Here is a 24,762-nt window from a genome sequence, read left to right on the forward strand (position 1 = left end):
CTCCGAGGGAGCGGGCGGCGATGCGGTGGAGCACGGGTTGGTACGGAGGCAGCGGGTACGACCGGCTGCCACGGAGCGGATGCCCGGTGCCGGGCGTGGAGGCGGCATGGACGGTCAACTGGCCGGCGAGGCAGGTCCGGTCGGCGGGCTCGGGCCCTCTGGCGCTGGCGGTCGTCGGCGACTGCGGCGCCGACGACCAGCAGCTCCAGCAGTCGCTGGCAGCGGTGCGGGCGAAGGACTGGCGGGCGTTGACCCGTTGGCCCGGCTCCTACCTCACCATCGCCCGCAGCGGCGAGGTGCTGGCGGTGATCGGTGACCTGGCCGGTCAGCAGCCGGTGTACTGGCGGAGTGACGGCGCCGGGACATGGTGGTCGACCTCCGCCACCGCGCTGGCGGCGCTGGACGGGGCTCCGGTCGATCCGACCGCGCTGGCCGCCCACATCGCCCTGGCTCAGCCGGACGTTCTGGGGCAGTGGAGTTTGTTCCGCTCGGTGAGCCGGGTGCCGACCGGGCACCTGCTGCTGATCACCCCGGAGGGCGCGGGCGCGGTGCGGTACGAGTCGGCCGAGTACGAGCCGATGGACCTGCGCGAGGCCGCGCCGACGGTGCGGGCCGCGCTTGCCGAGGCCGTCGGCGCTCGGTGTGACGGCCGGCCGGTCAGCGCAGATCTGGCGGGGCTGGACTCCACCACGCTGGCTTGCCTGGCCGCCCAACGCGGGGCTGTGACCGCGGTGACGTTTGCCGATGCACGCCTGCGGGACGACGACCTGGCGTATGCGGTCCGCACCGCGGCCACGGTGCCGGGCCTCGCTCACCACACGGTGCCCGGGAGCCCGGAGACCGTCTACTACGCCGGCCTTGAGGACCTGGCGGCGCTGCCGGTCACCGACGCCCCGAACGCCTACGTGGTGACCGCCTCCATCAAGCGGGCCGTCCTGGACACCGTCGCCGAACACCAATCGGCGGGCGTGCACCTGACCGGGGCGGCCGGGGACGCGGTGCTGTCCGCGCCCTCGTCCTACCTGGCCGATCTCCTGCGCGAGCGGCACCACCGCCGTGCCTGGCAGCACGCACAGGCCCACGCCCGGCTCCGCCACACCTCCGCCCTGACCCTGCTGCGGCGGACCCGCCCAGCAGCCCGCACCGATCTGACCGGAGCCTTGCGCACGGCAGCTGCCGAACTGCGGCGCCCTCCACGCCCATGGGTGCCGCAGGCAGAACGCCCGGTGTCCTGGACGCCGCTGCTGCCCACCGCCGACTGGATGAGCCCCGACGTACGTGGCCGCCTCGCGAGCGCCCTCGACCTCGCTGCCGAACTGGCCGCCGTACCCGGACGGCTGGCGTCGTGGGCCGCGCGCCAGGACCTCGCGCGAGTCGGGGCGGACACCAATGGGTGGCGTGAGATCGCGCTCGCCGGGCACGGCATCGAAGTCGCCGCCCCGTTCCTGGACAACGAGGTCATCCGCGCCTGCCTGGCCGTGCCCGCCGACCAGCGCGGCACCCCAGGCCGCTACAAGCCCCTGCTGTGCGAGGCCTTCGCCCATACCGGCGTGCTGCCCGACTTCGTCCTGACGCGGGTGACGAAGGGCGGCTTCAACGCCCTCGCCTACGCCGGGCTGCGCGACCACGCCTCCGTACTGCGGCATTTGCTCGGCCCGTCCTCTCGGCTGGCGGCCGCCGGCCTGATCACCGAGGCACCGGTGGCCACGATGCTCCAGCGCGCCGCGGCCGGACAGCCCACCGCCCAGGGCGCCCTGCACCTCGCCGTCGCCGCCGAAATCTGGCTGCGGCAGCTGGAAACAGCCCCGGCCCGGTGGGAGGTGAACTCCCGTGTGGCGACTGCGTGAGAGCACCCATCCGGTCCTCACCGACGACGGCGGCGCCATCCTGGACGAGCGCACCGGGCGATGGACGCATCTGACCCCCACCGCGGCCGCCGCCCTCAGGCTCCTGCTCGCGGGAGCTACCCAGGAAGAGGCCGCCGGGCAGTACGCCCTTCGCTATCGCATCGGCGCCGAGCAGGCCGCCGCCGACGTTCGCACCGTCGCTGATGCGCTCACCACGCAGGGGCTTGCCGTCACCGGTCCCGTGAGCCGACGCCGCTGGGGAAGGTGGTGGCGATGACGAGCATGGAGGCGTTCTCCACGGTCCGCACCGGCACCTTCCTCGCACGCTGCGCGGCAGCGGCGGGCCTCGCCCTGGCCCTGGTGCTGCTGCAACTGCCCTTCCGGCACACCATCCGCGCCGTGCGCTGGGCCCGGCGGGCCGGGCGCCGACCGCCGACCGCCGCGCAAGCGCGGGCGCTGGTCGAGGCGGTGCGGCACACCGGCCGGCGGTGGCCGGTCCGGGCGGCCTGCATGGAGACCTCGCTCGGCACGGTCCTGGCCGCCGCCCTGCTCGGTCGCCGGCTGCACTGGTGCTTGGGCGTGCGGTTCTCGCCGCCACCGACCGAGTACCACGCCTGGGTCGAACTGCCCGACGACGGCCCGGCGGGCGAGTACACCGAAGCAGGCTGGCACCACCACACCGCCCTGACGATCTGACGCACCCCGCAGGCTCCGGGCGCCGTGTCCTTCACCCGCCCGGGCCAGTTGTCGCATACGCGTACCCAACCCCCGAAGGAGTGAGCCGTGAGCGCCGTCGCCCTGGCCGCCGAGCACGTCCCTGAGCGCCACTACACCCACCACAAAGGCCGCGGACCGACACCGCACCGCTCCAACCCGGCCGTCATCCACCGCGAACTGACCACCCTGGACCTGCGACCGCACATGCGGGTCGCCGAGTACGGAACAGGCTCCGGCTACTCCACCGAGCTGATCGCGCAGTTGGTGGGCCCCACCGGGGAAGTGACCAGCCTCGACATCGACGCCTACCTGACGCGCTGGGCCAACGTCATCCACCACGAGCGGGGCCTGGACAACGTCCGCTGCTACACCGCCGATGGCACGGCCGGATTCCATGAGCGCGCCCCGTACGACCGGGTGGTGGCCTGGTGCACCCCACCGCTGCTGCCGACGGCGTGGACAGAACAGGTCGCCGACGGCGGGCTGATCGTCGCCCCCCTGCCGATCGCCCACGTGCCCAACATGACCGTCGTCACCAAGATCCGCGTCAACCAAGCCCAGCCAACAGTGGAGGCCGTCTTCACCGGCGGCTACATCGAGGCCACCGCCTCCCCCAAGGGCGACCTCGACCTACCCGGCCGCTGGGTGGACTGGGAAGACCGCATCCCCGGCCCCGCCTGGATCTCCCTCGCCTGGCGGGCACAGGACGACCGGCTGCACACCGGCGCCCGCACCACCTTGGCCCGACTGCTGAACGCCGCCCACACCGAGCCGTACGAAGGCGGAAAGGTCGACTGGCCCAGCTGGCGCACCTTCGTCGCCTCCCTCGGCGACCCACAGCTCACGATGGCTGGGCTTCGCCCGGACCTGTGGGCCGTCGGGCACACCACCACGAAAACAGCCGCCGTCATCCAGCAGGACGGTCTGATCCTCGCCGACGCCCCCGACTCCCCGTCGCTTTCCACTCTGCGGGACTGGCTCACGGCCTGGGAGAACGCCGGCCGCCCGACCCCCGAGACCTACACCCCGGCCCTCGTCCCCGCAGGCGAGGTTCAGGGCCCGGCCGGCTGGCACCTGCGTCTGTCCCGCTGACCCCAGACCCTTCGCCCTAGACGGATCACCTCCACTCAGGCGGAGGTGAACCGAACCGGCCAGTGGTGGGCGGGCCAGGGGCTACCTCTGCCCAGCCCTGGGTTGGGTGAACAACTCCAAATGCGCCCCCACCCACGCATCAAACGTCCGCGGCGCCCGCCCGGTGATCTCCCGCACAGTAGGCAGCGGTACCCCGCCGCGAGCCGGGTCGGGATCGGACTGGGACGCAAGGAGCCCGTCGACGTAGGCAGCCGGCAGGCCGGCGTCCGTCATTGCCCGGTGGGCCTGTTCGGGGGGTGCGTCGACGAAGGTGAGGGGGCGGCCGAGGGCGTCGGCGAGGCGGCGGGCCCGCTCGCGGGCCGTTAGCGCCTCGGGGCCGGTGAGCGTGTAGGCGCGGCCGCCGAGGGCGGGGGCGGTCAGCACGCGCAGGGCGACCTCGGCGACGTCGGCGGGGTCCACGACGGCCTGCGGGAGGTCGCCGAAGGGCTGGAAGACGGTGGAGCGATCGGTGATGGACCAGTGCCACTGGAGGGTGTTGGACATGAAGGCGGCCGGGCGCAGGAAGGTGCAGCGGGCGCCGGTGGCGCGGTAGGCGTCCTCGGCGGCGGCGTGGGCCGCTCCGTAGGAGTCGTGTACCGGGGGCAGGGCCGCCACTGATGTCACCTTGACCAGGTGACGCACGCCGTGGCGCGCGACGGCCTCGGCGATCAGCCTGTCGTGGGCCGCCGCCTCCGGGCCGGTCGTCACCACGAAGGCGGCGTCGGCGCCGGCCAGCGCCTCGTCGGCGCATCCGGGGGTGGCCAGGTCGCCTACGACGGCCTCGGCCCCGGGGGCGAGTTGGGCGCGCCCGGGGTCGCGGGTGAGGATCCGCGGGTGCGTGCCGCGCGCCAGGAGGCCGGCCACGAGCGGGCGGCCGACGTTTCCGGTGGCTCCGATCACGGCGATCATCGGGCGGCTCCCGTGGGGAGCTCCGGCGGGTGCCAGTCGCCGATCCGGGCGAGCGCCGCCTCCCCCGTCCTCGGGGGTGCCAGGGTCGTCAGGGCGTTGCGCATCAGCACCTGCCACCACCGCTCGCGCAGCTTCATGTGGCCCACCCGGTGCGAGGCCGCCACGATCGCCTGGGCGCGGGGGCGTCGGCGGGCGTCGTAGTCGGCGAGCGCCTGCTCGGTGTCGGGGTGGGCGGCCAGCGCGGCGCACAGTACGACGGCGTCCTCCAGGGCCTGGCAGGCGCCCTGCCCGAGGTCGGAGGTCATCGCGTGTGCGGCGTCGCCGAGCAGCGCGGTGCGTCCGGAGACGAACGGCGGGAGGGGGAGGGGGAGTTCGAAGATGTCGTCGTGGCGGACCGCGCCGGGCGGAGTGCGGCCCAGCAGGTCGGGGAGGGGCCGGTGCCAGGTGCCGAACCGGCGTACCACCTCGGCGTGTTCGTCCATGTGGCGCTCCCCCTCGGGCGTGTTGGCGACGGCGTACCAGTAGACCCGGCCGTCGGCGAGCGGCATCCTGCCGAACTCCTGGCCGCGGCCCCAGGTCGTCCCGCCGGGCTCCTCCCGGTCGGTCTCCGCGATCCCCCGCCAGACGCTGTGCCCGCTGTAGACCGGGGGCGCCGCGGCGGGCCACAACTGCCGGCGGAGGCGGCTGTTGAGGCCGTCGGCGGCGATGATGACCTGTGCCGGGACGCTCGCCGGGGTGCCGTTGCGGCGGTAGTGCACCAGCGCGGTGGCGTCGGTCCGCCGCGCCACGCCGGTGACCTCGGTGCCGGTCAGGATGCGTGCGGCGGGCACCGCGTCGCGCAGGGTCCGATGCAGGTCCGGTCGCGGCAGCACGGCGGTGGAGAGCCCGTGGCGGCGTACGAAGGCGGGGTCGGTGGGCTTCATCAGCCGTCGGCCCCCGGCGGTGCGGACGCCCTCCCCGCCCGGCAGCATGGTGGCGGCCAGCTCCCTGACCCGGCTGCCGACGCCGAGCTCGTCCAGCGAGCGCTGGGCGTTGGCCAGCAGGGAGATGCCGGCGCCCTCGGTCCGTAGGGCCGCGGCGCGTTCCAGCACCAGTACGGACCGTCCGATCCGGGTCAGGCCGGCCGCCGCGGCCAGCCCGCCGATTCCGGCACCGACCACCACCGCGAAGGGGTGGCCGGGCGTGTCGGTGGCCATCAGATCCGCTCGCCGGGCGCGTCGGGGCGTCCGGTGATCAGCAGGGACGCGCCGAAGGCGAGCGCGATGACGAGGGCCGCCATCCACAGTGCCGCACGGTAGCCGTCCGCGGAGTGTGCCCCGGCCGGTCCGGCGAGCTGGGCGGCCAGGACGAATCCGAGGGACGAACCCACGCCGTACGCGGCCGAGTTGACGCCGGGTAGCAGGCTGGGGCTCTGCGGCGCGGCGAGCAGGGCGCTCAGGCCGTTCAGTGGCGTCATGGCCCCCGCGAGGCCGAAGCCGACGAGGACCACCAGGGCCAGCACCAGCCCGCGCGAGGACAGGCCCAGGGCCAGGGCGGCCAGCACCGGCACCGTCAGGGCGGTGGCGACGCGCAGGATGCGGCGCCAGCCCACGCGGGCGGCGAGCGTGCCGACGGCGGGCGCCAGGAAGACGTTGACCAGGCACACCGGCACGATGAAGAGCAGCGCCGCCTCGGTGGCCGAGAGGCCGTATCCGACGTCGTGGTTCTGGCTGAACACCGGTATCACGAAGTTGATGGTGCTGAGCATGCCCATGGTGACGAGGATCGAGGTGAGCAGGACGGGCCAGGCCTGACGGGATTTCAGGTATTGCGGCGGCAGCAGCGCGTTCGGCCGTCTGCGCTCGATGGCCCAGAACGCCACCAGGAGCAGCGCGCCGAGCAGCAGCATCCCCGCCACGCCGCCCGCCGGGGCGCTCGCGGCCATCCCGATGCCCAGCTCCACACAGGCCAGGGCGAGCGAGAGCACGGTGAGCCCCAGCCAGTCCAGGCGGCCGGTCGCGACGCGTTCCGGCTCCGGTACGGTCCGGCCCACGACGAGCGCGGTGAGCACCCCGAACGCGGCCATGACCAGGAACACCGACCGGTAGCCGTACCGGTCGGTGAGCCATCCGGAGAGCAGGCCGTCCAGCCCGACGATGCCGCCGTTCGCGGCGGTGATCAGGCCCATGGCACGGCCGAACTGCCGGGGCCCCAGGGTCTGTCGCATGACCCGCAGCGCCAGGGGGAACACCGCGGTCGCCGTGGACTGCACGGTCCGGCCGAGGACGAACACCGCCATCGTCGGGGCGGCCGCCGCGACGAGCGCCCCGACGACGGCCAGCGCCAGTGCGCCGATCATCAGGGCCCGGGTGCGTCCGTAGTCGCTGCAGGCGGCCATGATCACCGAGAGCAGCCCGCCCAGGAGGAAGAACAGGGCCTGGGCGAGGCCCACCGCGGCGGTGTCGGCGTGCAGCCGCCGGGCGATGTCCGGGAGCGCCGGCGTGGGCATGGAGATGCACAACTGGCAGGCGACCGCCGCGAGCACGAGCGCGGCGACGAGGGAGGTCGTGCTGCGGGAGGGCGGGCCGGCCACGTCGGGCGACAGGCCGGGTGGTGACGTCTGCTTCATGGCGGACCTCGTGGTGGTGGACGGACTCAACAAGGGGGCGGTTCGGGTACCGCGGGGGCCGGGCAGCCGTCGAGGGCGGCGTCGGCGAAGGCGAGTTCGCACCGGGCGCCGCGCAGGAACCAGTCGGCCGTCTCCGCGGTCTCGGCGGGCGTCGCCGTCGCACCGAAGCGGTCGGCCAGCTCCCGCACCGCGCGCACCGCGTACCGTGCGCCGTCACCGGGCAGGTAGGCCGCCAGCCAGGGCACGTAACGGGAGTCCGGGCGCTGCCGTGCCCGGAGGTCCTGGCAGACCTCCAGGTGGAAGAGCATGAAGGGCAGCAGCGCGCCGAGGCCGGCCGCCCAGGACGTGGCGGCGGCCGCGGTCACCGTGGCGCACTGGACGCGGGCGGCGTGGTGGGCGCCGGCCGCCGGATCGGGCCGGCGCACCCCGAGTGCGGGCGCCACGTCGGCCAGCGCCGCCCGCAGCCGCGGGCCCGAGGCGACGGTCTCGAAGGCGCAGCGGGAGAGCAGGACGAGGTCGGCGTCGTCCGCGGCGACCGCCGCGCACCGGGCGAAGGCACGCCCGTAGCACGGCAGGAGGTGGCCGGTGTCCTGCTCCACGAAGCGCGCCAGGGCCTCGCCGGGCAGCGTGCCCTGGCGCAGTCCCGCCCAGAAGGGGTGGTCGAGCACGTCCCGCAACACCGGGGCGGCCAGCTCGGCGAGGTCGTCGGAGAGCATCGCGGACTACCAGGCGAGGGGGACGGTGCGCGGGCGGGAGAAGGCCAGCCCGCTGCTCCACTCCAGTTCGCCCTCCGGCACCGCCAGGCGCAGACCGGGCAGCTCGCGCAGCAGCGCCCCGATCCCCAACTCCAGCTCCATGCGTCCGAGTTGCGCGCCCAGACAGTGGTGGATGCCGTGACCGAAGGAGAGGTGCGGGTTGGGTGCGCGGTCCAGGAGCAGTTCGGCGGGGTCGGGGAAGACCTCGGAGTCCTGGTTGGCGGCGTTGATCAACGGGAGGACGGCGTCGCCGGCGGCGATGCGGACCCCGTGCAGCTCGACGTCCTCCAGGGCGATGCGCAGCGCCCCCAGTCCGCCGCCCGCCTGGGAACGGCGCAGCAGTTCCTCGACGGCAACGGGCAGCAACTCCGGTTCCTTCCGGAGCCGTTCGAGGTCGGCGGGCCGGCGCAGCAGGGTGAGCACCGCGTGCACCAGCCCGGACGTCGTGGCGTGGTAGCCCGCGCCGAGCAGCGTGTAACCGAAGGCGAGGAGCTCCTCGTCGTCGAGCCGGTCGCCGTCGTCCGCCGCGTTGATCAGGTCCATCAGCACGTCGTCGGTGGGGGCGGCCCGTTTGGCGTCGATCAGCCGGGTGAGGTAGCCGCTCAGCTCGCCGCGGGCCGCCACCACCTCCTCCCGCCGCCCCCGGTCGTAGCTGAGCATCACGTCGGTCCAGGCGCGGAATTGCTCGACGTCCTCGTACGGCACCCCGAGCAGCCGGCAGATGACGGTGATCGGCAGCGGCTGGGCGAGGCCGGCGACGAGGTCGGCCGGCGGCCCGGACGTACGCATGGCCGCGACGAGGTCGTCCGCGAGGGCGCGCACCTCGGTGCCGAGCGCCCTGATCCGGGCCGGCGAGAAGGCGCCCGAGACGAGCCGGCGCAGCCTGCTGTGCTCCGGCGGGTCCATGACGAAGATCGATTTCGACCCCTCCGCGAGGGGCAGCAGCCGCGGCGCGCCCGGCGCGGTGATGGCCTGCCGGCTGAACCGCCGGTCGGCCAGGACCCGGCGGACGTCCTCGTGCCGGGAGACCAGCCACACCAGGTCGCCGGTGGGGATGGCGACCTGGGCGACCGGCTCGTCGCGCAGCAGGGCGGCGTAGCGTTCCGGCGGGTCGAGCGGATCGGCCGGGGTGAACGGGAAGGTCTCGTCGGTGGGCATCGGGCTCTCTTTCCGGGTCGCTTCGTACCGGCCGGTGCCTGCTCAGACCGGCCGGTACTCCAGCAGGGCCAGGTCACCGGGGGCGGGGTCGTCGGCCGGGGCGAAGCCGGCGGCCGCGGCCAGCCGGTTCCACTCCTCGCGGTCGCGCTCCCGGCCGCCGAGGACCGCCATCATCTCGATGTCGGTGAGCTTGCCGAGGTCCCACGCTCCGGGGCCGGTCAGCAGCGCGTCGACGATGAGCAGCCGGGCGTCCGCGCGGGCGGCGACGGCCTCCCGGACGCGGGTCAGGATCCGTCCGGCGTCGTGGTCGCTCCAGTTGTGCAGGGTGTGTTTGATGAAGTAGGCGTCGTACCCGGCGGGGACGGACGCGAAGAAGTCGGTCGGCACCGCGGACGCCCGGTCGGCCACCCCGCGGCGTTCGAACTCCTCCTTCGCCTCGGCGACGACCTGCGGCTGGTCGCAGACGGCCCCCGTACAGCCCGGGTGGCGGGCGAGGACCTCGGCGAGGAACTGCCCGCGGCCGCCGCCGACATCGGCGATCCGGCGGAAGCGGGAGAAGTCGAACCGCTCGAAGATCCGGTCGGTTCCCGGGTAGTGGTTCTGCACCATGGCCCGGTCGAAGAGTGCGGCAGAGCCCGGGTGCGCCCGCAGATGGTCGAAGAACGTCTCGCCGAAGGCGTCGTCGAAGGCCGGCGCGCCGGTCCGCACGGTGTGCAGCAGATTCTCGTAGGGCCGCCACATCATCGGGTCGCTGGCGAACAGGAACATGTCGCGCACGCTCCCCTCGACCCCGGTGCGCAGCCCCTGCCCGGCGGCTGTGAGGGCGAAGGCGCGCTCCGGTGTCTCCGCCAGGACGCCGGTGGCCGCCGCGCAGCGCAGCACGCGGTAGAGGGCGTCGGCGTCCGCGTCGGTCCGCTGCGCCAGGTCGGTGGCGGTGCGGGGCCCTTCGGCCAGCAGGTCCGGGATGCCCAACTGCACCAGCGGCCGCAGCGCGCCGATCGTCCACTTCCCCACGAACAGCCCGATCACCCGCTGGGCAGGGGGGAGTTCGACCGGAAACCACGACAGGACCCCGGTGACCTCGGAGTCGTCCTCCGCGCTGTTCATGGCGTCTCCTCTCCGGCCGCGGTACGGCTCAGGTGAACCGTGCGGGCATGTGTCGGAAGCTGTTCATGAAGTTCGTGATGCTGCGCACCGGGGTGCCGGTGAGTTCGAGGCGGGGCAGCCGGTCGATCAGGGCCGCGAGCAGCAGCCGCAGTTCCAGCGTGGCCAGCCCGCGGCCGATGCAGACGTGCGGTCCGCCGCCGCCGAAGGAGATGTGCGGGTTGGGCTGCCGGCCGACGTCGAACCGTTCGGGACGGTCGAAGGCGGACTCGTCGCGGTTGGCGGAGGTGTACCAGAGCACCACCCGCTCCCCGGCGCGGACGTGCTGCCCGGCGATCTCGGTGTCCCGGGCCACCTGGCGGGCGAAGTGCGTCGCGGGGGTGACCCAGCGGATGATCTCCTCGACGGCGAGCGGGATCAGGGTGCGGTCGGCGCGGAGGGCCGCCAGTTGCCCGGGATGGTCGAGCAGCGCGAGCACGCCGCCGGTGACCGAGCAGTACGTCGTCTCGCTGCCCGCCCCCATGAGGGTGGTGGCGAACAGCGCGATCTCCTGCGGCTCCAGCCGGCCGGTGGTGTCGTTGCCGGCCGCGAGCAGCACCGAGAACAGGTCGTCGGCCGGTGCGGCGCGGCGGCGCCCGAGCAGCTCCTCGAAGTACGCCATGAGGTTCCCGAACGCGGCCACCGCCTTCTCGGGGGTGCTGTGGTGGTAGTCCGGGTCACCGAGGTTGACGGTGTGCCGGGTCCATTCGACGACCTGGGCGCGTTCCGCGGGCGGCACCCCGATCAGTTCGGCCAGCACCTCCATCGGGAGCTGCATCGCGAGGTCCTCGGCCAGGTCGAACTCCCCGGCGGCGGCGCAGTCGTCGAGGATGCGGTCCACGATCGCCGCCACCGGCTTGTCCAGCGCGGCCAGGCGGGCGGGGGTGAACCCCTTGAAGGCGAGCTTGCGCAGGCGGGTGTGTTCGGGCGCGTCCAGGAACGAGATGAGCGGCAGACCGGTGCTGTCCTGGCGTACCGAGGTCATCGTGCTCGGGCCGGAACGGAAGGTCTCGTGGTCGCGCGAGGCCCGCACCACGTCGGCGTGGCGCACCAGGTACCAGAACGGGTAGCCCTCGGCGTCGTGCGCCCGGGTGAGTCCCGGGCGGCTGCGCAGGTGGCGGAAGTAGTCGTGGGGGACGCCGCCGGCGAAGGCCCGCGCGTCCATGAGGTCCCTTTCCTGCATGGTCTTAGCACTCTCCGCGGCGCCGGGACTGCCGCCGTGGTCCACGAACGGTGGCGTGGCGGAGGGGAGTTGCTCCCGTCCGCCGGGCGGTCCGCGGCCGCCGGCCCCCGGTGGCCGGCGGCCGCGGGGTCAGCCCGCCTTGCGGCAGACGACGAGCGTGTCGTAGTCGCCGAGCGGCCGGTCGGTGACCGAGACGAACCCCGCCGAGCGGGCGTGGTCGCGCAGTTCGGCGACGGTGTACTCGCTGCCGCCGTCGGTGACCAGCAGCATGTCGAGGCTGATGACCAGGTTCTCCACGTGGCGTGGGTCCTCGTCGAGCATCCGGTCGTAGACGAGCAGCTCGCCGCCGGGGCGGACGCTGCGGAACGCCTTGTGCACCAGGAGCCGCCGCTGTTCGGCGCTCCAGTCGTGCAGGGCGTGGCCGATGATCACAAGGTCCGCCTCGGGCAGCTCCTGGGTGAAGAAGTCGCCGGGGTGGAAGGTGACCTTGCCGGTCATCCCGAGCTCGGCCATCTTCTCGTCGAACAGCGGGGCCATCTGCGGGAGGTCGAAGACCCGCCCGGTCAGATGGGGGTGGGCGGCCACGATCCGGGCGGCCATGTTGCCGCGGCAGCCCCCGACGTCGAGGACGCTCCGATAGCGGTCCCACCCGTCGTAGGCCGCCAGCAGCTGCGGGGCCAGGACGTGGGTGAGCGCGTCCATCATGCCGACGAACTGGGCCAGCAGGCGGGGGTCCTCGATCATGGTGAAGAAGTCGCCCCCGGCCTGCGGCTTGCCGGTGCGCAGCGCCTCGGTGAGCCGGCCCCACGCCGGGTACAGGTTGCGGTTGGACCGCTCCAGGAAGCCGCCGACGTACAGGGGTTCACCCCGCACGAGGTAGCTGCGTGCCCCCGGTGCGTTGCGGTAGCGGTCCCCGTCCCGCTCCAGCAGGCCGAGCCCCACCAGGAGCTGGAGCCAGTCGCGCAGCCCCCGGCCGTGCAGGCCGAGTGCCGCGCCGATCTCCTGCGGAGTCCTGGCCTCGTCCCGCAGGGTGCTGAACAGATCCAGTTCCACGGCGCTCAGCAGCGCCTTGGCGTCGCAGAAGGCATTGGCCAACCGCAGGATGCCGGCCGGCGTGGAGGTACCCGCGCCGTCGTGGGCAGCGATGCCCGTCATCCGCCTCACTCCTTCCCACCGCGGCCTGGCGGGACCGCCACGCCGGTGCAGGCACGACGCTGGCAGCGTGCTGTGGAACTCCGCTCGAAGGCCGCTGGAGGGCCGGGGAACCGACGGCTCCTGCTCGGGACGCCACCGTTTCTCAAGTACCGGGAGACGGGCGTGGGCTTCGATGGGCCGGCTAGGCACACCGAACTCGTCGAGGGATCTGGCATGGACGACATGACAATTCCGGTGCTGGTCGTGGGCGGCGGGCCCGTCGGCCTGTCCACCGCGATGTTCCTGGGCCGCCACGGCGTGCCCACCGTGCTCGTCGAGAAGCGCGAAGCCACATCGCTGCTGCCCCGGGCGCCGGGCCTGCAGGCACGGACCATGGAGCTGTTCCGCGCGGCGGGGTGCGAGAAGGAGGTGCGGGCCCTGGAGAAGGGCGACTCGCACCCGTACTTCGAGGGCGGGATCATCCAGACCTCCACGTTCGCGCGGATCGATGAGGCGGTCACCCTGGAAGCGCCGTCGCTGGACGGCCCGCTGGTCAGCCCGGAACGGGTGATGGGCTGCGGGCAGGACCGCTACGAGAAGGTGCTCGTCGCCAAGGCCACGGAGGCCGGCTGCGGCGTGCGGTTCGGCACCCGGCTGACGTCGCTGACGCAGGACGAGGACGGCGTCACGGCCGTGGTGCGCGGCCCGGACGGTGCCTCGTACACGATCCGCGCGCAGTACGTCGTGGCGGCCGACGGCGCCAGCAGCTTCGTCCGCCGGCAGCTGGGGGTGGAGCGCTCCGGGCGCGGCACCGTCTTCAACGCGCTGAGCATCTACTTCCGCGCGCCGGAGCTGGAGGGGCTGCTGAAGGGGCGCAAGTTCATCCTCTGTTACGCGACGGCTGCCCGCGGCTCGCTGATGAGCCTGTCCCGGCTGCACGGCTGCGATCCGTGGCTGGCGACCCCGCTGTACTTCCCGGACCAGGGCGAGACCCCGGAGGACTTCACCGACGACCGCTGTGTGGACATCATCCGGACCGCGGCCGGGCGCGACGACCTCGACGTCGAGATCGTGTGGAAGGTGCCGTGGCAGGGCGCGCAGCTGGTGGCCGAACACTTCCGCGTCCAGCGGGTGTTCCTCGCCGGCGACGCGGCACACGTCCATCCGCCGGCCGGCGGGTTCGGCGCCAACACCGGTATCCACGACGCGCACAACCTGGCGTGGAAGCTGGCCGGCGTGCTGCACGGGTGGGCGGGCCCGGACCTGCTGGACACCTACGAAGCCGAACGGCACCGGGTCGGCGAGGCGATGGCCGAGCAGGCCATGATCCGCAACCGCATCCGCCACGGGTACGCCGACGACGCGACCCGGGCCGCCATGGTCGACGACATCATCATCACCCTCGGCTACCGCTACCACTCCACGGCCGTCCCCGGCGGCGATGCGAGCGCGCCCGCCCTGTCCCCCCGGCTCGACCTGACCGGCCGGCCCGGTACCCGCGCGCCGCACGTGTGGCTCGACCGGGACGGCGAACGGATCTCCACCATCGACCTGTTCTGGGACAGCTATGTGCTGCTGACCGGGGCGCGCGGCGGACGGTGGGCCGAGGCCGCGGAACGCGCGGCCAAGCAGCTCGGCGTGCCGCTGCGCCACCACGTGGTGGCAGAGACCGGTGACCTGCGCCCGCTCGACCGGCCCTGGGCGCCGGCGTACGGGGTGACGGACGGCGGCGCGGTGCTGGTGCGGCCGGACGCCTGCGTGGCGTGGCGGGCCGCGGAGGCGGTGGACGATCCCGACACCGAACTGGGCAGCGCGCTGGCGCGGGCCGCCGGGTTCGCCGAGCCGGCCGGGGAGGCGCGATGAGCCAGGCGTTCGGGGCCGGCTCGCTGCTGGAGACGGCGATGTCCTTCCAGCGGGCGAAGCTCGTGCTGACCGGCCTGGAGCTCGGGCTCTTCGAGCTGCTGGCCGGCGGGCCCGCCACGGAGGGGACCATCGGGGAACGGCTCGGGCTGCACGCCCGCGGCACGGGCGACTTCCTCGCCGCGCTGGCCGAGGCGGGGGTGCTGGCCCGCGAGGGGGACCGCTACCGCAACGGCGAGGCGGCGGCGCAGTTCCTGGTCCGCGGCGAACCGGGCTTCCTGGGCGGCTTCCTGCACGTCGCCGACGAGGTGATGTACCCGGCGTGGGGGCGGCTCGCCGCCGCGCTGCGTACCGGCGAGCCGCAGGCCGCGACGTACTCCCGGCCCGACATGTTCGCGGAGCTGTACGACGACGACGCCAAGCGGTCCGCCTTCGTGCGCATGGCGGAGGACGCCAGCCGGCCGCTGATCCCGGCGCTGGCCAAGGCCTTCGACTGGGCCGCGCGCGGTGCGGTGCTGGAGCTGGGCGGCTGCCGGGGGAACGTGGCGGCCGGGCTGGTCGCGGCGCACCCGCACCTGGACGCGACCGTGCTGGATCTGCCGCAGCTCAGGCCGGAGTTCGACGCCCACATGCGCACCCTGGGCACGACGGGAAAGGTGCGGTTCCACGGGGCCGATTTCTTCACGGACGCCCTGCCCGAGGCCGAGGTGGTCATGATCGGGCACTGTCTGGTCGACTGGACCGACGACCAGCGCCGGGCCCTCATCGCCCGGGTCTTTCCGGCCGTGCGGCCCGGGGGCGCCTTCCTCATCTGGGACCCGATGATCGTCCCCGGCGACGAGAGCTGCCTGCGGAACCTGGTCCGCAGCCTCAATATGCAGCTGATGACGCCGCACGGGGCGAACTACCGGGTCGACGAGCTCACCGGCTGGCTGCGGGAGGCGGGGTTCGGCGAGGTCCGGCACGACGCGCTGGGCCAGGACGTGACGCTGGTGACGGCGGTCCGGCCGGAGTGACGGCGGGCCGGTGAACGACGCCGTCCGTCCTCGCCGCCGCCCCGACCGGTGGCGAGGGCGGATGGCTGGCCCCGGCCTGAGCAGCACGAGGGGCCGCCGGCCGTGCCCCCGGGTCGCGGGTGGCACGGCCGGCGGCCCGTCAGAGCAGGGACCGGCGGCCCGTCAGAGCAGGGACCGGCGGCCCGTCAGAGCAGGGACCGGCGGTCCGTCAGAGCAGAGCGAGCCCAGCGGCGTTGAGGGCTGCGGCCACGACGGCCAGCACCGTACGCACCAGGTGCCAGCGCCGCCACAGCGGGCGGGGGTCCCGCCAGTCCGGAGGGATCGCCTCGGGGGCGACCCCCTTCACCCGGCGGTTGATCGGCACGTTCCCGAAGTGCGACACCACCGACACCAGCAGCAGGAGCACCGCGGCGGCGGCGAACACCGGCCATCCCCGCCCGCCGGCCGGGGTCGCCGCGAGGGCGGTGTCGGCGGCGAACGAACCGAGGACGACCACCGGCATCGTCGGGTCCCAGTGGCGTCCGAGCAGCTGATGCGCGTGGACGTAGCGGTCCGGCGGCATGGCGTTGAGCGCCGGCAGCACGCTCAGCGCCACGGCGAACAGCACCCCGGCCACCAGACCGCTGGTCACGCACACCCCCGCGGCGAGGACGGCGGGCCCGTTCACCACACCGCCCCGGCCACCAGGTCCACCTGCTCCGGGTCGGCGGAGCAGGGGAACAGGACAATCTCGTCGCACCCGGCGTCCGCATACTCGGCCAGAACGTCGCGCAGCCGGCGCCCGTCGGTGACGGCCCGCGAGGCCGCCTGCCGGGCCTTGGTGCCGATGTACGCGTAGTAGGAGTGCAGGTACTCCTCCGCGTGCCGCCGCCCTTCCGGGCCGAGGGAGACGTAGCACAGCGACACCACCCGAGGGGGCTGCGTCCGCCCCTCGTCCGCCCACGCCTGCCGGGCCCGGCCGACCAGTTCGCGATAGGCGGTGCCCGAACTGCCGCCGGAGATCCAGCCGGAGCCGTACCGGGCGGCCCTGCGCATCGCCGCCGGGGAGTGCCCGCCGAACAGCAGCGGCGGCCCTTCCGGACGCACCGGCCGGGGGCCGACACCGGCGGCCGGCCCCTCCCCCGCCCACACCGCCCGCAGTTCCCGTACGAGGGTGTCCATGCGCCGCCCGCGCTCCTGGAACGGGACGCCGGCGGCGACGAAGTCGTCCTCCCGGTCGCCCACCGCCAGGCCCACCACCAGGCGGCCGCCGCTGAGCCGGTCCACCGTCGCCAGCTGCTTGGCGAGCGGGGCCGCACGCCCCCGGCAGGAGCCCAGCAACACGGTGCTGGCCAGCCGGATGCGGGTGGTCACGGCCGCGGCGGCGGCGAGGACGGCGAGCGGCTCGTAGCCGTCGTGGACGAGCCGGTCCACGACGCACAGGCTGGTGAAGTCGGCCCGGTCGGCGCGGCGGGCGCATTCCAGCAGCCCCGCGCCGGTGACTCCGGGCACGGTCGTCGGCAGTCCGATCGAGACGTCCACGTGCCCCTCACCTCCCGGCGGTCCGGTGGCCCACCACCAGCGTGTTGCCGAGGCCGGCCGGCCGTACGGAGACGTCACCGAAGCCCGCCTCCGTGAGCCAGCCGGCGCACTGGTGCGGCGGATAGCCGGCGCCGGCCGGCGACATCACCAGCATGTGGAGACTGCCGACGAGGGACAGCGGGTCCGGGTCCGCGGGGTCCGGCATCGGGTCGTAGACCACCAGGGCGCCGCCGGGGCGCAGTGCCCGGTACGCCGAGCGCACCAGCGCGGTGCGCTGTTCCAGCGAGAAGTCGGCCAGCACGTGCCCGATGACCAGCACGTCGCTGGGCGGCAGGGGGTCGGTGAAGAAGTCGCCGCCGACGAAGGAGACGCGGTCGCCGACGCCCTGCCGCGCGGCGTGCTCGGCGACGTCGGGGCCGTTCTGGGGGCGGTCGAAGACCACCCCGCGCAGGTGCGGATGCGCGCGCAGCAGCAGCGACACGAGGTTGCCGCGGGCCCCGCCGACGTCGGTGACGGAGGGGTGCCGGCTCCAGTCCAGCGCCTCGGCGATGCCGGGCGCCAGCGGGGCGCTGAGCGAGTCCATCATGCCGTGGTACATCCGGCGCCGTTCGGGGTCGGCCAGCATCTCCTCGAAGTCGCCGGTGTTCTGCGGCGCCCCGGTGCGCAGCGCGGAGGTCAGTCCTCCCCAGGCGGGGTAGAGGACGGCGTTGGCGCCCTCCAGGAAGCCCGCGTCGTAGTGCGGGCCGCGCACCAGGTGCTGTTGGGCGACCGGGGCGTTGCGGTAGCCGTCGCCGGCCCGCTCCAGCAGGCCGAACGCGGTCAGGGCGGCGAGGAAGTCGTCGAGTCCGCGGCCGTGCAGCGCCAGCTCCTTGCACAGCTGCTCCGGGGTGCGCGGGCCGTCGGCGAGGACGGTGAACACGCCCAGCTCCAGCGCGGAGAGCACGATCTTGGCCGTCGCGAACCCCATCCCGAGTCCGGTGACCGCCTCCCACTGCGGCGCGTCGGTGCGGTGCCGGGTCGTCATCGGTGGTTCTCCTTCGACGGGGGCGGGACTTCCACGACGGCGGCGGCGTCGTCGTCGCCGTGGCCGGCCGCGAGGGCCGACCCGAAGCGGGTGACGGCCTCGTGACCGAGCGGCAGTTCCATCTGGTAGGCGGCGGCCTGGTCGAGGGCGAGTTCCAGGTCCTTGTGCATCAGGGCGGTACGGAACGCGGCCGGCCGGTAGACCCGGCGCCGCATGAACTCGGCGCGGAACCCCAGGACGGGTGAGCGCCAGCCGCTGTGGAGCACGACGTCCAGCAGCAGTTCGCGGTCCAGGCCGGCCGCCTCGGCGAAGGCGGCGGCCTCCGCCAGCCCCGCCGTCTGAATGCCGAGGAGGAGGTTGAGGGCCAGCTTCAGGGCGCTCGCCCGGCCCGGCCCGCCCAGGTACCGGACTTCCTGGGAGAGCGCGGACAGCACCTCGTCCACCGTGTCCAGGGCCGCCCGGTCTCCCGAGACGAAGATCCGCAGCTTTCCCTCGGCCGCCATGTCCGGGTTGCCCATGACGCAGGTCTCCAGGCGCCGCACACCGGAGGCGGCGAGCCGGGTGGCGGTGGTGCGCGCGTAGGACGGGGAGACCGTGGTCGTGTCGATCAGCACGGTTCCGGGGCGCAGCCGCCAGACCAGGTCGCCGAACAGCACCTCCTCCACAGCCGGTTCGTCCGCCAGGCTGAGCAGCACCGTGTCGGCCCCGGCGGCGGCCTCCACGGCGGTGGACGCGACGACCGCGCCCGCCTGCTCCAGCGGTGCGGCCCGCTCCCGGGTGCGGTTGAACACCGTCACCGCGTACCCGGCGCCGAGCAGCGCCCGGGCCATGCCGCCGCCCATGCCGCCCAGGCCGATCACGGCCACCGGCCCCGTCATGCCGCCGGCTCCCCGTTCGGGTGGGTGTCCACGGTCAGCTGCGCGATGCATCGCATGGTCGCGTCGCGGAAGTAGCCGGTGAAACCCTCGGTGGTGGACGTGTCGCGGGGGTGGGCGAGGAAGGGCGACAGTCGCTCCTCGATGAGGTGGACGCCGCGCTGGGCGGCCATGTGGCGGGCGATGGCCTGGAAGTCGCCCTCGTAGTGGATGACCCGCACCAGCACGTCGTCGCGGAGGAAGACCGCGGTGCCCAGCAGCCGGCCGGCGGGCGCGCCCTGCGCGTCGCGGAAGTCCGGGGTGTCCACGCGCTGGAAGCCGGCGAACAGTTCGGCGATCTCGTCCTCGTGGCCGGGCTTGACCCGGTAGGTGATGGCCGCGTACGGCATCAGATGCCTCCGTCGACGTTGAGGGTGACGCCGGTGATGTAGCGCGAGGTGTCACCGGCCAGGAAGAGGACCGCGCCGGCGACGTCCTCGGGGCGGCAGATCCGGCCGAGCGCCGTCATGCCGACGATGCGCTCCACGGCGGCCGGCGGCAGACCGGCCCCCGGCTCGGTTTCGGTGAGGCCCGGGGCCACGGTGTTGACGCGGATGCCGCGCGGGCCCACCTCCTTGCACAGCGCGCGGGTGAACCCGATCAGGGCGGCCTTCGAGGCGGTGTAGTGCACGCCGTTGGACCGGCCCCGCAGGGCGACGGAGGAGCCGACGTTGACGATCGAGCCCCCGTCGGCGAGCAGCCCGAGTGCGGCCCGGGTGACCAGGTACGGCGCCGTCACGTTGTGGTCGAACATCCGCCGCCACTCGGCCTCGTCGATGTCCTCGAAGGGCACCGGGCCGTCCACGCCCACATTGTTGACCAGCGTGTCGAGCCCGCCCAGGACGTCCCGGCAGACGTCGGCCAGCCGCGCCACGTCGTGCGCGTCGGTCACGTCGCACCGCACCACCTCAGCGGCACCGCCGAGGTCCTTCAGCTCGCGGCGCAGGCTCTCGGCGTCGTCGTCCGGGGTGCGGTGGCAGGTGACCACCCGGGCGCCGGCCCGGACGAGGGCGAGGACCGTGCAGCGCCCGATCCCCCGGGTTCCTCCGGTGACCAGTACGCGTTGTCCGGCCAGGTTCTGATCCACGTCTGTACCTCCTGGGCACCGCTCGCGGCGGTCGCCGCTCGGTCGGATGGGCGGTGGGCGACGCCTTCCGCGGGCCGGCCGTGGGCATGCGGGGCTCGCGGGGGCGTCCGCCCGCGGGGGCCGCGCCCGCTGCGGCGCGCGGCGGGGCCGCTCAGGCGCGTCGCAGCGACAACTGCGGCCGGTAGGACAGGTAGAGGCCGCTGACGGCCCGGTCCGGGCTGACCGGGGCGACCTTCAGTTCGTGTTCCTTGTTGAGGTTGGCCAGCGGGTTGGGGTCGCCGCTCTCCGCCCCGCCGAGGTGCTGGCGCACCCGCCGGTAGACGTCCTCGGCGTCCTTCAGGTCGGCGATCCCGGTGATGATGTGGTCGAAGGACGCCTGGAGGTCGAGGGCGTCGCGGTCCTCGGCCGACAGCCGCTGGGCGTTGTAGAAGTGGAACTCCTTGCCGCGGTAGCTCTCGTAGAAGACCGACACCAGGACCAGCAGCCGCTCGTAGGAGGACCGGTAGACCCCGTCGAAGAAGGCCCATGCCTCGCTCTCCTCGACCTCGCCGCGCAGCACCGAGCCGATCGACGCGGCGGCGAGCATGGCGCTGTAGGTGGCCAGGTGCACCCCGGTGGAGAGCAGCGGGTCGAGGAAGCACGCGGCGTCCCCGCAGAGCAGGTAGCCGGGGCCGTGGAAGGTCTCACTGGTGTAGGAGTAGTCCTGCTCGGTCTTGAAGTCGCTCACCCGCTCGGCGTCGGCCAGCAGTTCCTGTACGAGGGGGCACTGGCGCAGCGCGTCGTCGTAGACGGCCTCGATGCCGCCCTGCTCGCGGCGGCGGCGGTTGAAGGTGTCGCGGCCGGTGACCAGTCCGACGCTGGTGGTGCCGTCGTGCAGGGGGATCGCCCAGAACCATCCGTCGGGGACCGAGGCCACCGTGATCGAGCCGGCCGGGCCCCGGTCCAGGGACTTGGCGTTCTTCCAGTACGACCAGGTGGCGACGTTGCGGAAGACGCTGTGGAACTTCCGTGCCCCGAGGTACTTGGTCGCCATGACGCCGCGCCGCCCCGACGCGTCGATCAGGTAGTCGAAGGTGAGGCGCCCGGTCTTGCCGTCCCCGGCCCACCGCGCCGCCACCGGCCGGTCGCCGTCGAACTCGATCTCCTTGACCGTGACGCCCTCGTGCACGTCCACGCCCAGCTCACGGCTGTGGTCGAGCAGCAGCTTGTCGAAGTCGGCCCGGGTGACCTGCCAGGCGTTGGCACCGTCCGCGCCCAGCTCCGCGAACCGGACCTCCCACTCGTCCGGGCCCCAGCTGAAGTAGGCGCCGCCCTTCGGCTGGAACCCGAACGCCTCGACCTTGTCCCAGACCCCGAGCAGTTCGAAGATCGGACGGCAGGACGGCAGGATCGACTCACCGATGTGGTACCGCGGGAAGGTCTCCCGCTCCAGCAGGGTGACCTGCACGCCCTGACGTGCGAGCAGACCGGCGGCCGTCGATCCGGCGGGGCCGCCTCCGATGACCAGAACCTGCGTCCCTGCGCGCATGTGCGTCTCCCCTTCCGAGGCTGTGTGCGTCCGGATGAGAACGTTCCAGGCCCGGGTCGAAGGCCGCTGGAGTGGTGGTCGTGGCACCGGCGGAGGGCCGGTGGGGGCACCCTCCGTCGGTGCGCGGTCAGGCCGAGCGGGCCGCGGCCCGGGCCAGTTCGAGCGTGGGCAGCACGCGGGCCCCGCCGTCCGGCGGCGCCGCATAGGCGGCGTCCTCGGGCCGGTTGGTCAGGCTGGACGCCACGGTGCGGAACGGGCCCCTGATCGAGTAGAGGAACATCCCTCCGATGTCCTCGGCCTCCGCGAGCTGGAACTCCACCAGGTCCTCCAGCAGCAGTTCGGCCTCGGACTCGTCCACGCCGAGCAGCGCGGCCGCCCCGGCGACCGACACCCCGGACGCGGTGCTCGCGGCCACCAGGCGGAAGGCGGCCTGTTCGGCACTGGACAGCAGGCGGAAGGAGCGCCCCACACTGTCGGCGATGCGCGGCGCGTCCCGGCTGGCCGGGGGGATCCGCCGCACGTCACCGTCGGCCAGGTTCAACAGCTTGCTGATCGGCCAGTGCGGGCGCCGCTGGAGGAGGCTGGCGGCCGCGCGCAGCGCCAGGGGCAGACCCCCCGAGAGCTTGACCAGCTCCCCCAGGCCCGCGAGGTCCGCCTGGAGCCGGTCGTCGCCGAGCACGTCGCTGAGCAGGCACCGGCAGATCTCGTCCGCCAGCGGGGCGGTGCGCGTGGTGATCACCACCGCGGGATGGGACAGCAGCCGGCGGCTGGAGGCGATCATGGCCGATCCGGTACCCGGCAACAGGGCGTCCAGCTGGTGGGTTTCGACGACGTCGTCCAGGACCACCAGCAGCCTGCGCTGCGCCGTCCAGGTGCGGAAGGCCGCCTGCATCTCCTGTGCGGACGCCCCCCGAAGGGCCCGGCTCAGGCCCAGAGCGCGCAGGAAGTCGGCGAGGACCTCGTCGGTCGGTACGAGCGAACCGTCGTCCCGCTGGAGCCGGGCGAAGAGCACGCCGTCGGGGTACGCCTCCCGTACCCGGTGTGCGGCGTGGACGGCGAACACCGACTTGCCGGAGCCGGGCGGGCCGACGGCCAGGGCGACGACCGAGGTGGGCCGGCGCCCGGTGTCGGTCAGCGTCCGCCGTACCGCTTCGAGCGCTTCCTCCCGTCCGACCAAGTGGTCGGTCTCCAGAGGGAGTTGGTTGGGCTGCTGGTGGGTGGCGGTGACCACCATCGTGCCGGCGGCGTCGGCCGGCGCGTCGAGGCAGGGGTCCGCGGTCAGCATGGCCTGGTGGAGGCGCCGCAGCTCCGCGGACGGCTCCAGCCCGAGTTCGGCGGCGAGCGCCGTACGGGCCCGCTGGTACGCCTGGAGCGCCTCCGCGCGCCGTCCCGCCCGGTAGAGCCCGAGCATGAGTTTCGCCTGAAATCCCTCGTGCGTGGGTTGTTGGGCGACCAAGGTGGTGAGTTCACCTATCAGGTCTATATGACGGCCGAGTTGTAAGTCGGCCTCTAATCGGTGACCGAGCGCAAGCTTTCGCAATTCTTCTAGGCGCACCATATGCGCGTGCAGCAACGGCCCTGGGCTCACCGCTCCGAATGCCCGGGAGGTCCACAGATCGAGCGCCTGCCGAAGGACGAGGGAAGCCCGCTCGAAATTCCCGGCCATCAGCTGTTCACGTCCCAGTGCGGCCAGCTTCTCGAACTCCACGGCGTCGAGGGCATCGTCCGGAAGGGTCAGCATGTACCCACCGGGCGTCGTGCGAAGCGTCACTTTCACGCCAGTCCCACAGGCATCGCCGGTGGCCGCTTCCGACCAGTTCAGGTGCTTGCGCAACTGGTAAATGTAGGTCTGGAGGGTGGTGACGGCACTCAGGGGCGGCCGGTCGTCCCACAGTTCCTCGATGAGTTGGTCGGTATGCACCGCCCGGTTCGCCTCCACCGCGAGGAGCGCGAACACGCGGCGCAGCTTGGGGGCGGCGGGCGTCACTCGCACCCCGGACCGAAGGACCTCGAACTCCCCTAGCACCTTGACATGCATACAAGCTCCCCCTTGTTGGATCAGCCGGTGACGAAACGGATTCGTGACCGATCGCGACACCTGTCGCGATCGGACCCTGGCGCGATCGAAGGTGAGTGCAGCCGGCACCCTCCCAGCCTCGGTTGATGTTCAACCAGACTCTCGGGTGTGTCCCGCTAGAAAGCCAGGGACCTGTTTAACGTCACGACATCGAATTCCGCTAGAGCATCGCTGAGTAGCGCGTCGCAAATGGGTCGAGTCTTTTTGTGTACAACCGGCCCGCCACGAAAATCGCCTGGTGACTGCGGTGGCCTCACCGGGTGGATCAGCCTTGATAGTCGCCGGGTGGACTAGTAGTCTGACAACTATTCAACACCGGCGGGCCGGTCGCGGCCCGCGTTCGTCGTCGGCGGAAAGCGCCGACCGGTCGAGGGGTTACCGAATGGATCTGGGACTCACGGACAAGCGGGTGCTGATCACGGGGGGCACGAGGGGCATCGGCCGCGCGACCGCCCTTCTCTACGCCCAGGAGGGCGCCCGGGTCGCGATCACCTACAACTCCTCGGCGGACGCCGCCCACAAGCTCGTCGAGGAACTGGGCGGACCGGACCGGGCGATGGCCGTGCCTTACGAGCTGCGCGACCCGGCCTCGATCGTCTCCGCCGTCGACACGGTGCGTGACGCGTTCGGCGGCATAGACGTCCTGGTGGCCAACGCCCTCTGGTTCACCTGGGGCGACCCGGGCGAGGACGACGCCTTCGAGGACCTCGACCCGGAGAAGTGGACGCGGCGCTTTCGGGCCAACACCGAAGGCCACATGCTGACGGCCCAGCGGGTCGTCAAGGACATGCGGGCCAACGGGTGGGGGCGGGTGGTCCTGCTCTCCTCGATCACCGCGCAGTACGGCATGTGGCGCTCGGAGATCTACAGCAGTTCCAAGGCGGCGCTGCACGGCTTCGCCAAGGGCCTGATGTGGAGTCAGCACGGCGTGCTGGTCAACGTCGTGGCACCCGGCGCGACCAGGACGGAGTTCATGGAGCAGCTCCTGGAGGACCCGGACACCCGGGAGATGGTGGAGAAGGAGATCGAGCGCACTCCCAGCGGACGGATCAGCGAGCCCGAGGACATCGCGAAGCTGATCCTCTTCCTCGGCTCGGGGGCCAACGGCAACATCAACGGCGAGATCATCCACACCGCCGGCGGGCGCTGA

23 protein-coding genes are annotated in these 24,762 nt (G+C 73.2%); 7 read left to right on the forward strand and 16 right to left on the reverse strand.

Translation table 11 applies throughout. From position 1 onward, the window contains the following. Positions 1-20: 20 nt before the first annotated feature. The 4 genes from CPH93_RS06750 (at position 21) to CPH93_RS06765 (ending at position 3,656) form a co-directional block, all read left to right on the forward strand. Positions 21-1,847: an albusnodin/ikarugamycin family macrolactam cyclase gene (locus CPH93_RS06750; protein ID WP_096212271.1), complete on the forward strand. Its 1,827-nt coding sequence runs from the start codon at positions 21-23 to the stop codon at positions 1,845-1,847. After that, positions 1,831-2,124, forward strand: coding sequence for a PqqD family peptide modification chaperone (locus CPH93_RS06755; protein WP_096212272.1), 294 nt, complete (start codon positions 1,831-1,833; stop codon positions 2,122-2,124). The genes CPH93_RS06750 and CPH93_RS06755 overlap by 17 nt, the downstream gene beginning before the upstream one ends. Then, the gene (locus CPH93_RS06760; RefSeq protein WP_231977210.1) at positions 2,121-2,543 is read left to right on the forward strand and encodes a lasso peptide biosynthesis B2 protein; all 423 of its coding nucleotides are present in this window, start codon (positions 2,121-2,123) and stop codon (positions 2,541-2,543) included. Before CPH93_RS06755 ends, CPH93_RS06760 begins: the two co-directional genes overlap by 4 nt. A gap of 87 nt (positions 2,544-2,630) precedes the next feature. After that, positions 2,631-3,656 carry a protein-L-isoaspartate O-methyltransferase family protein gene (locus tag CPH93_RS06765; RefSeq protein ID WP_096212273.1) on the forward strand — a complete coding sequence of 342 codons (1,026 nt, stop codon included), beginning with the start codon at positions 2,631-2,633 and terminating at the stop codon, positions 3,654-3,656. Positions 3,657-3,737: 81 nt separating this feature from the next. Here the strand turns inward: CPH93_RS06765 and CPH93_RS06770 are convergent, their stop codons facing one another. The 8 genes from CPH93_RS06770 to CPH93_RS06805 form a co-directional block, all read right to left on the reverse strand. Then, entirely contained in the window at positions 3,738-4,604 is an 867-nt protein-coding gene (locus tag CPH93_RS06770) for an NAD(P)H-binding protein (protein WP_096212274.1), read from the reverse strand. Further along, positions 4,601-5,800 (reverse strand): FAD-dependent monooxygenase, encoded by a 1,200-nt coding sequence (locus CPH93_RS06775; protein ID WP_096212275.1) that lies wholly within the window; start codon positions 5,798-5,800, stop codon positions 4,601-4,603. The genes CPH93_RS06770 and CPH93_RS06775 overlap by 4 nt, the downstream gene beginning before the upstream one ends. Then, positions 5,800-7,212, reverse strand: a complete 1,413-nt coding sequence (locus CPH93_RS06780) for an MFS transporter (RefSeq protein ID WP_096212276.1) — start codon at positions 7,210-7,212, stop codon at positions 5,800-5,802. Before CPH93_RS06780 ends, CPH93_RS06775 begins: the two co-directional genes overlap by 1 nt. Before the next feature lie 26 nt (positions 7,213-7,238). Continuing rightward, the gene (locus tag CPH93_RS06785) at positions 7,239-7,928 is read right to left on the reverse strand and encodes a TenA family transcriptional regulator (RefSeq protein ID WP_096212277.1); all 690 of its coding nucleotides are present in this window, start codon (positions 7,926-7,928) and stop codon (positions 7,239-7,241) included. Between the two features lie 6 nt (positions 7,929-7,934). Then, the gene (locus CPH93_RS06790; protein ID WP_096212278.1) at positions 7,935-9,125 is read right to left on the reverse strand and encodes a cytochrome P450; all 1,191 of its coding nucleotides are present in this window, start codon (positions 9,123-9,125) and stop codon (positions 7,935-7,937) included. A gap of 42 nt (positions 9,126-9,167) precedes the next feature. Further along, complete coding sequence (locus CPH93_RS06795; protein WP_096212279.1) at positions 9,168-10,232, reverse strand: methyltransferase; 1,065 nt, start codon at positions 10,230-10,232, stop codon at positions 9,168-9,170. A 28-nt stretch (positions 10,233-10,260) separates the two neighbouring features. Continuing rightward, positions 10,261-11,451: a cytochrome P450 gene (locus tag CPH93_RS06800; protein WP_096212280.1), complete on the reverse strand. Its 1,191-nt coding sequence runs from the start codon at positions 11,449-11,451 to the stop codon at positions 10,261-10,263. 129 nt (positions 11,452-11,580) lie between these two features. Further along, complete coding sequence (locus CPH93_RS06805; RefSeq protein ID WP_096212281.1) at positions 11,581-12,606, reverse strand: methyltransferase; 1,026 nt, start codon at positions 12,604-12,606, stop codon at positions 11,581-11,583. A 213-nt stretch (positions 12,607-12,819) separates the two neighbouring features. Between CPH93_RS06805 and CPH93_RS06810 the strand changes: the two genes are divergently transcribed. Both CPH93_RS06810 and CPH93_RS06815 read left to right on the forward strand, forming a co-directional pair. After that, entirely contained in the window at positions 12,820-14,448 is a 1,629-nt protein-coding gene (locus tag CPH93_RS06810; RefSeq protein ID WP_093486052.1) for an FAD-dependent monooxygenase, read from the forward strand. After that, the gene (locus CPH93_RS06815) at positions 14,445-15,461 is read left to right on the forward strand and encodes a methyltransferase (RefSeq protein WP_096212282.1); all 1,017 of its coding nucleotides are present in this window, start codon (positions 14,445-14,447) and stop codon (positions 15,459-15,461) included. Before CPH93_RS06810 ends, CPH93_RS06815 begins: the two co-directional genes overlap by 4 nt. A gap of 208 nt (positions 15,462-15,669) precedes the next feature. Here CPH93_RS06815 and CPH93_RS06820 read toward each other — a convergent pair whose 3' ends face one another. The 8 genes from CPH93_RS06820 to CPH93_RS06855 all read right to left on the reverse strand — a co-directional run bounded on the left by CPH93_RS06820 (position 15,670) and on the right by CPH93_RS06855 (position 23,573). Next, the gene (locus tag CPH93_RS06820; protein ID WP_093649209.1) at positions 15,670-16,131 is read right to left on the reverse strand and encodes a DUF1772 domain-containing protein; all 462 of its coding nucleotides are present in this window, start codon (positions 16,129-16,131) and stop codon (positions 15,670-15,672) included. Further along, a complete protein-coding gene (locus CPH93_RS06825) occupies positions 16,125-16,982 on the reverse strand; it encodes an LLM class flavin-dependent oxidoreductase (RefSeq protein ID WP_096212283.1) in 858 nt (285 codons plus the stop codon). Before CPH93_RS06825 ends, CPH93_RS06820 begins: the two co-directional genes overlap by 7 nt. A 7-nt stretch (positions 16,983-16,989) precedes the next feature. After that, positions 16,990-18,006, reverse strand: coding sequence for a methyltransferase (locus tag CPH93_RS06830; protein ID WP_093649207.1), 1,017 nt, complete (start codon positions 18,004-18,006; stop codon positions 16,990-16,992). Next, entirely contained in the window at positions 18,003-18,884 is an 882-nt protein-coding gene (locus tag CPH93_RS06835) for an NAD(P)-dependent oxidoreductase (RefSeq protein ID WP_173909738.1), read from the reverse strand. The genes CPH93_RS06830 and CPH93_RS06835 overlap by 4 nt, the downstream gene beginning before the upstream one ends. Beyond that, a complete protein-coding gene (locus CPH93_RS06840; RefSeq protein WP_093486042.1) occupies positions 18,881-19,270 on the reverse strand; it encodes a SchA/CurD-like domain-containing protein in 390 nt (129 codons plus the stop codon). Before CPH93_RS06840 ends, CPH93_RS06835 begins: the two co-directional genes overlap by 4 nt. Then, positions 19,270-20,007 (reverse strand): SDR family NAD(P)-dependent oxidoreductase, encoded by a 738-nt coding sequence (locus CPH93_RS06845; protein WP_096212284.1) that lies wholly within the window; start codon positions 20,005-20,007, stop codon positions 19,270-19,272. The genes CPH93_RS06840 and CPH93_RS06845 overlap by 1 nt, the downstream gene beginning before the upstream one ends. Positions 20,008-20,158: 151 nt before the next feature. Further along, positions 20,159-21,535 carry an NAD(P)/FAD-dependent oxidoreductase gene (locus CPH93_RS06850; RefSeq protein ID WP_093486038.1) on the reverse strand — a complete coding sequence of 459 codons (1,377 nt, stop codon included), beginning with the start codon at positions 21,533-21,535 and terminating at the stop codon, positions 20,159-20,161. Between the two features lie 127 nt (positions 21,536-21,662). Further along, complete coding sequence (locus CPH93_RS06855) at positions 21,663-23,573, reverse strand: AfsR/SARP family transcriptional regulator (protein WP_093486036.1); 1,911 nt, start codon at positions 23,571-23,573, stop codon at positions 21,663-21,665. Positions 23,574-23,994: 421 nt separating this feature from the next. Between CPH93_RS06855 and CPH93_RS06860 the strand changes: the two genes are divergently transcribed. Beyond that, positions 23,995-24,762, forward strand: a complete 768-nt coding sequence (locus tag CPH93_RS06860) for an SDR family NAD(P)-dependent oxidoreductase (RefSeq protein ID WP_093486034.1) — start codon at positions 23,995-23,997, stop codon at positions 24,760-24,762.

Source organism: Streptomyces sp. 2323.1, from assembly GCF_900221035.1.
Lineage (GTDB): Bacteria > Actinomycetota > Actinomycetes > Streptomycetales > Streptomycetaceae > Streptomyces > Streptomyces sioyaensis.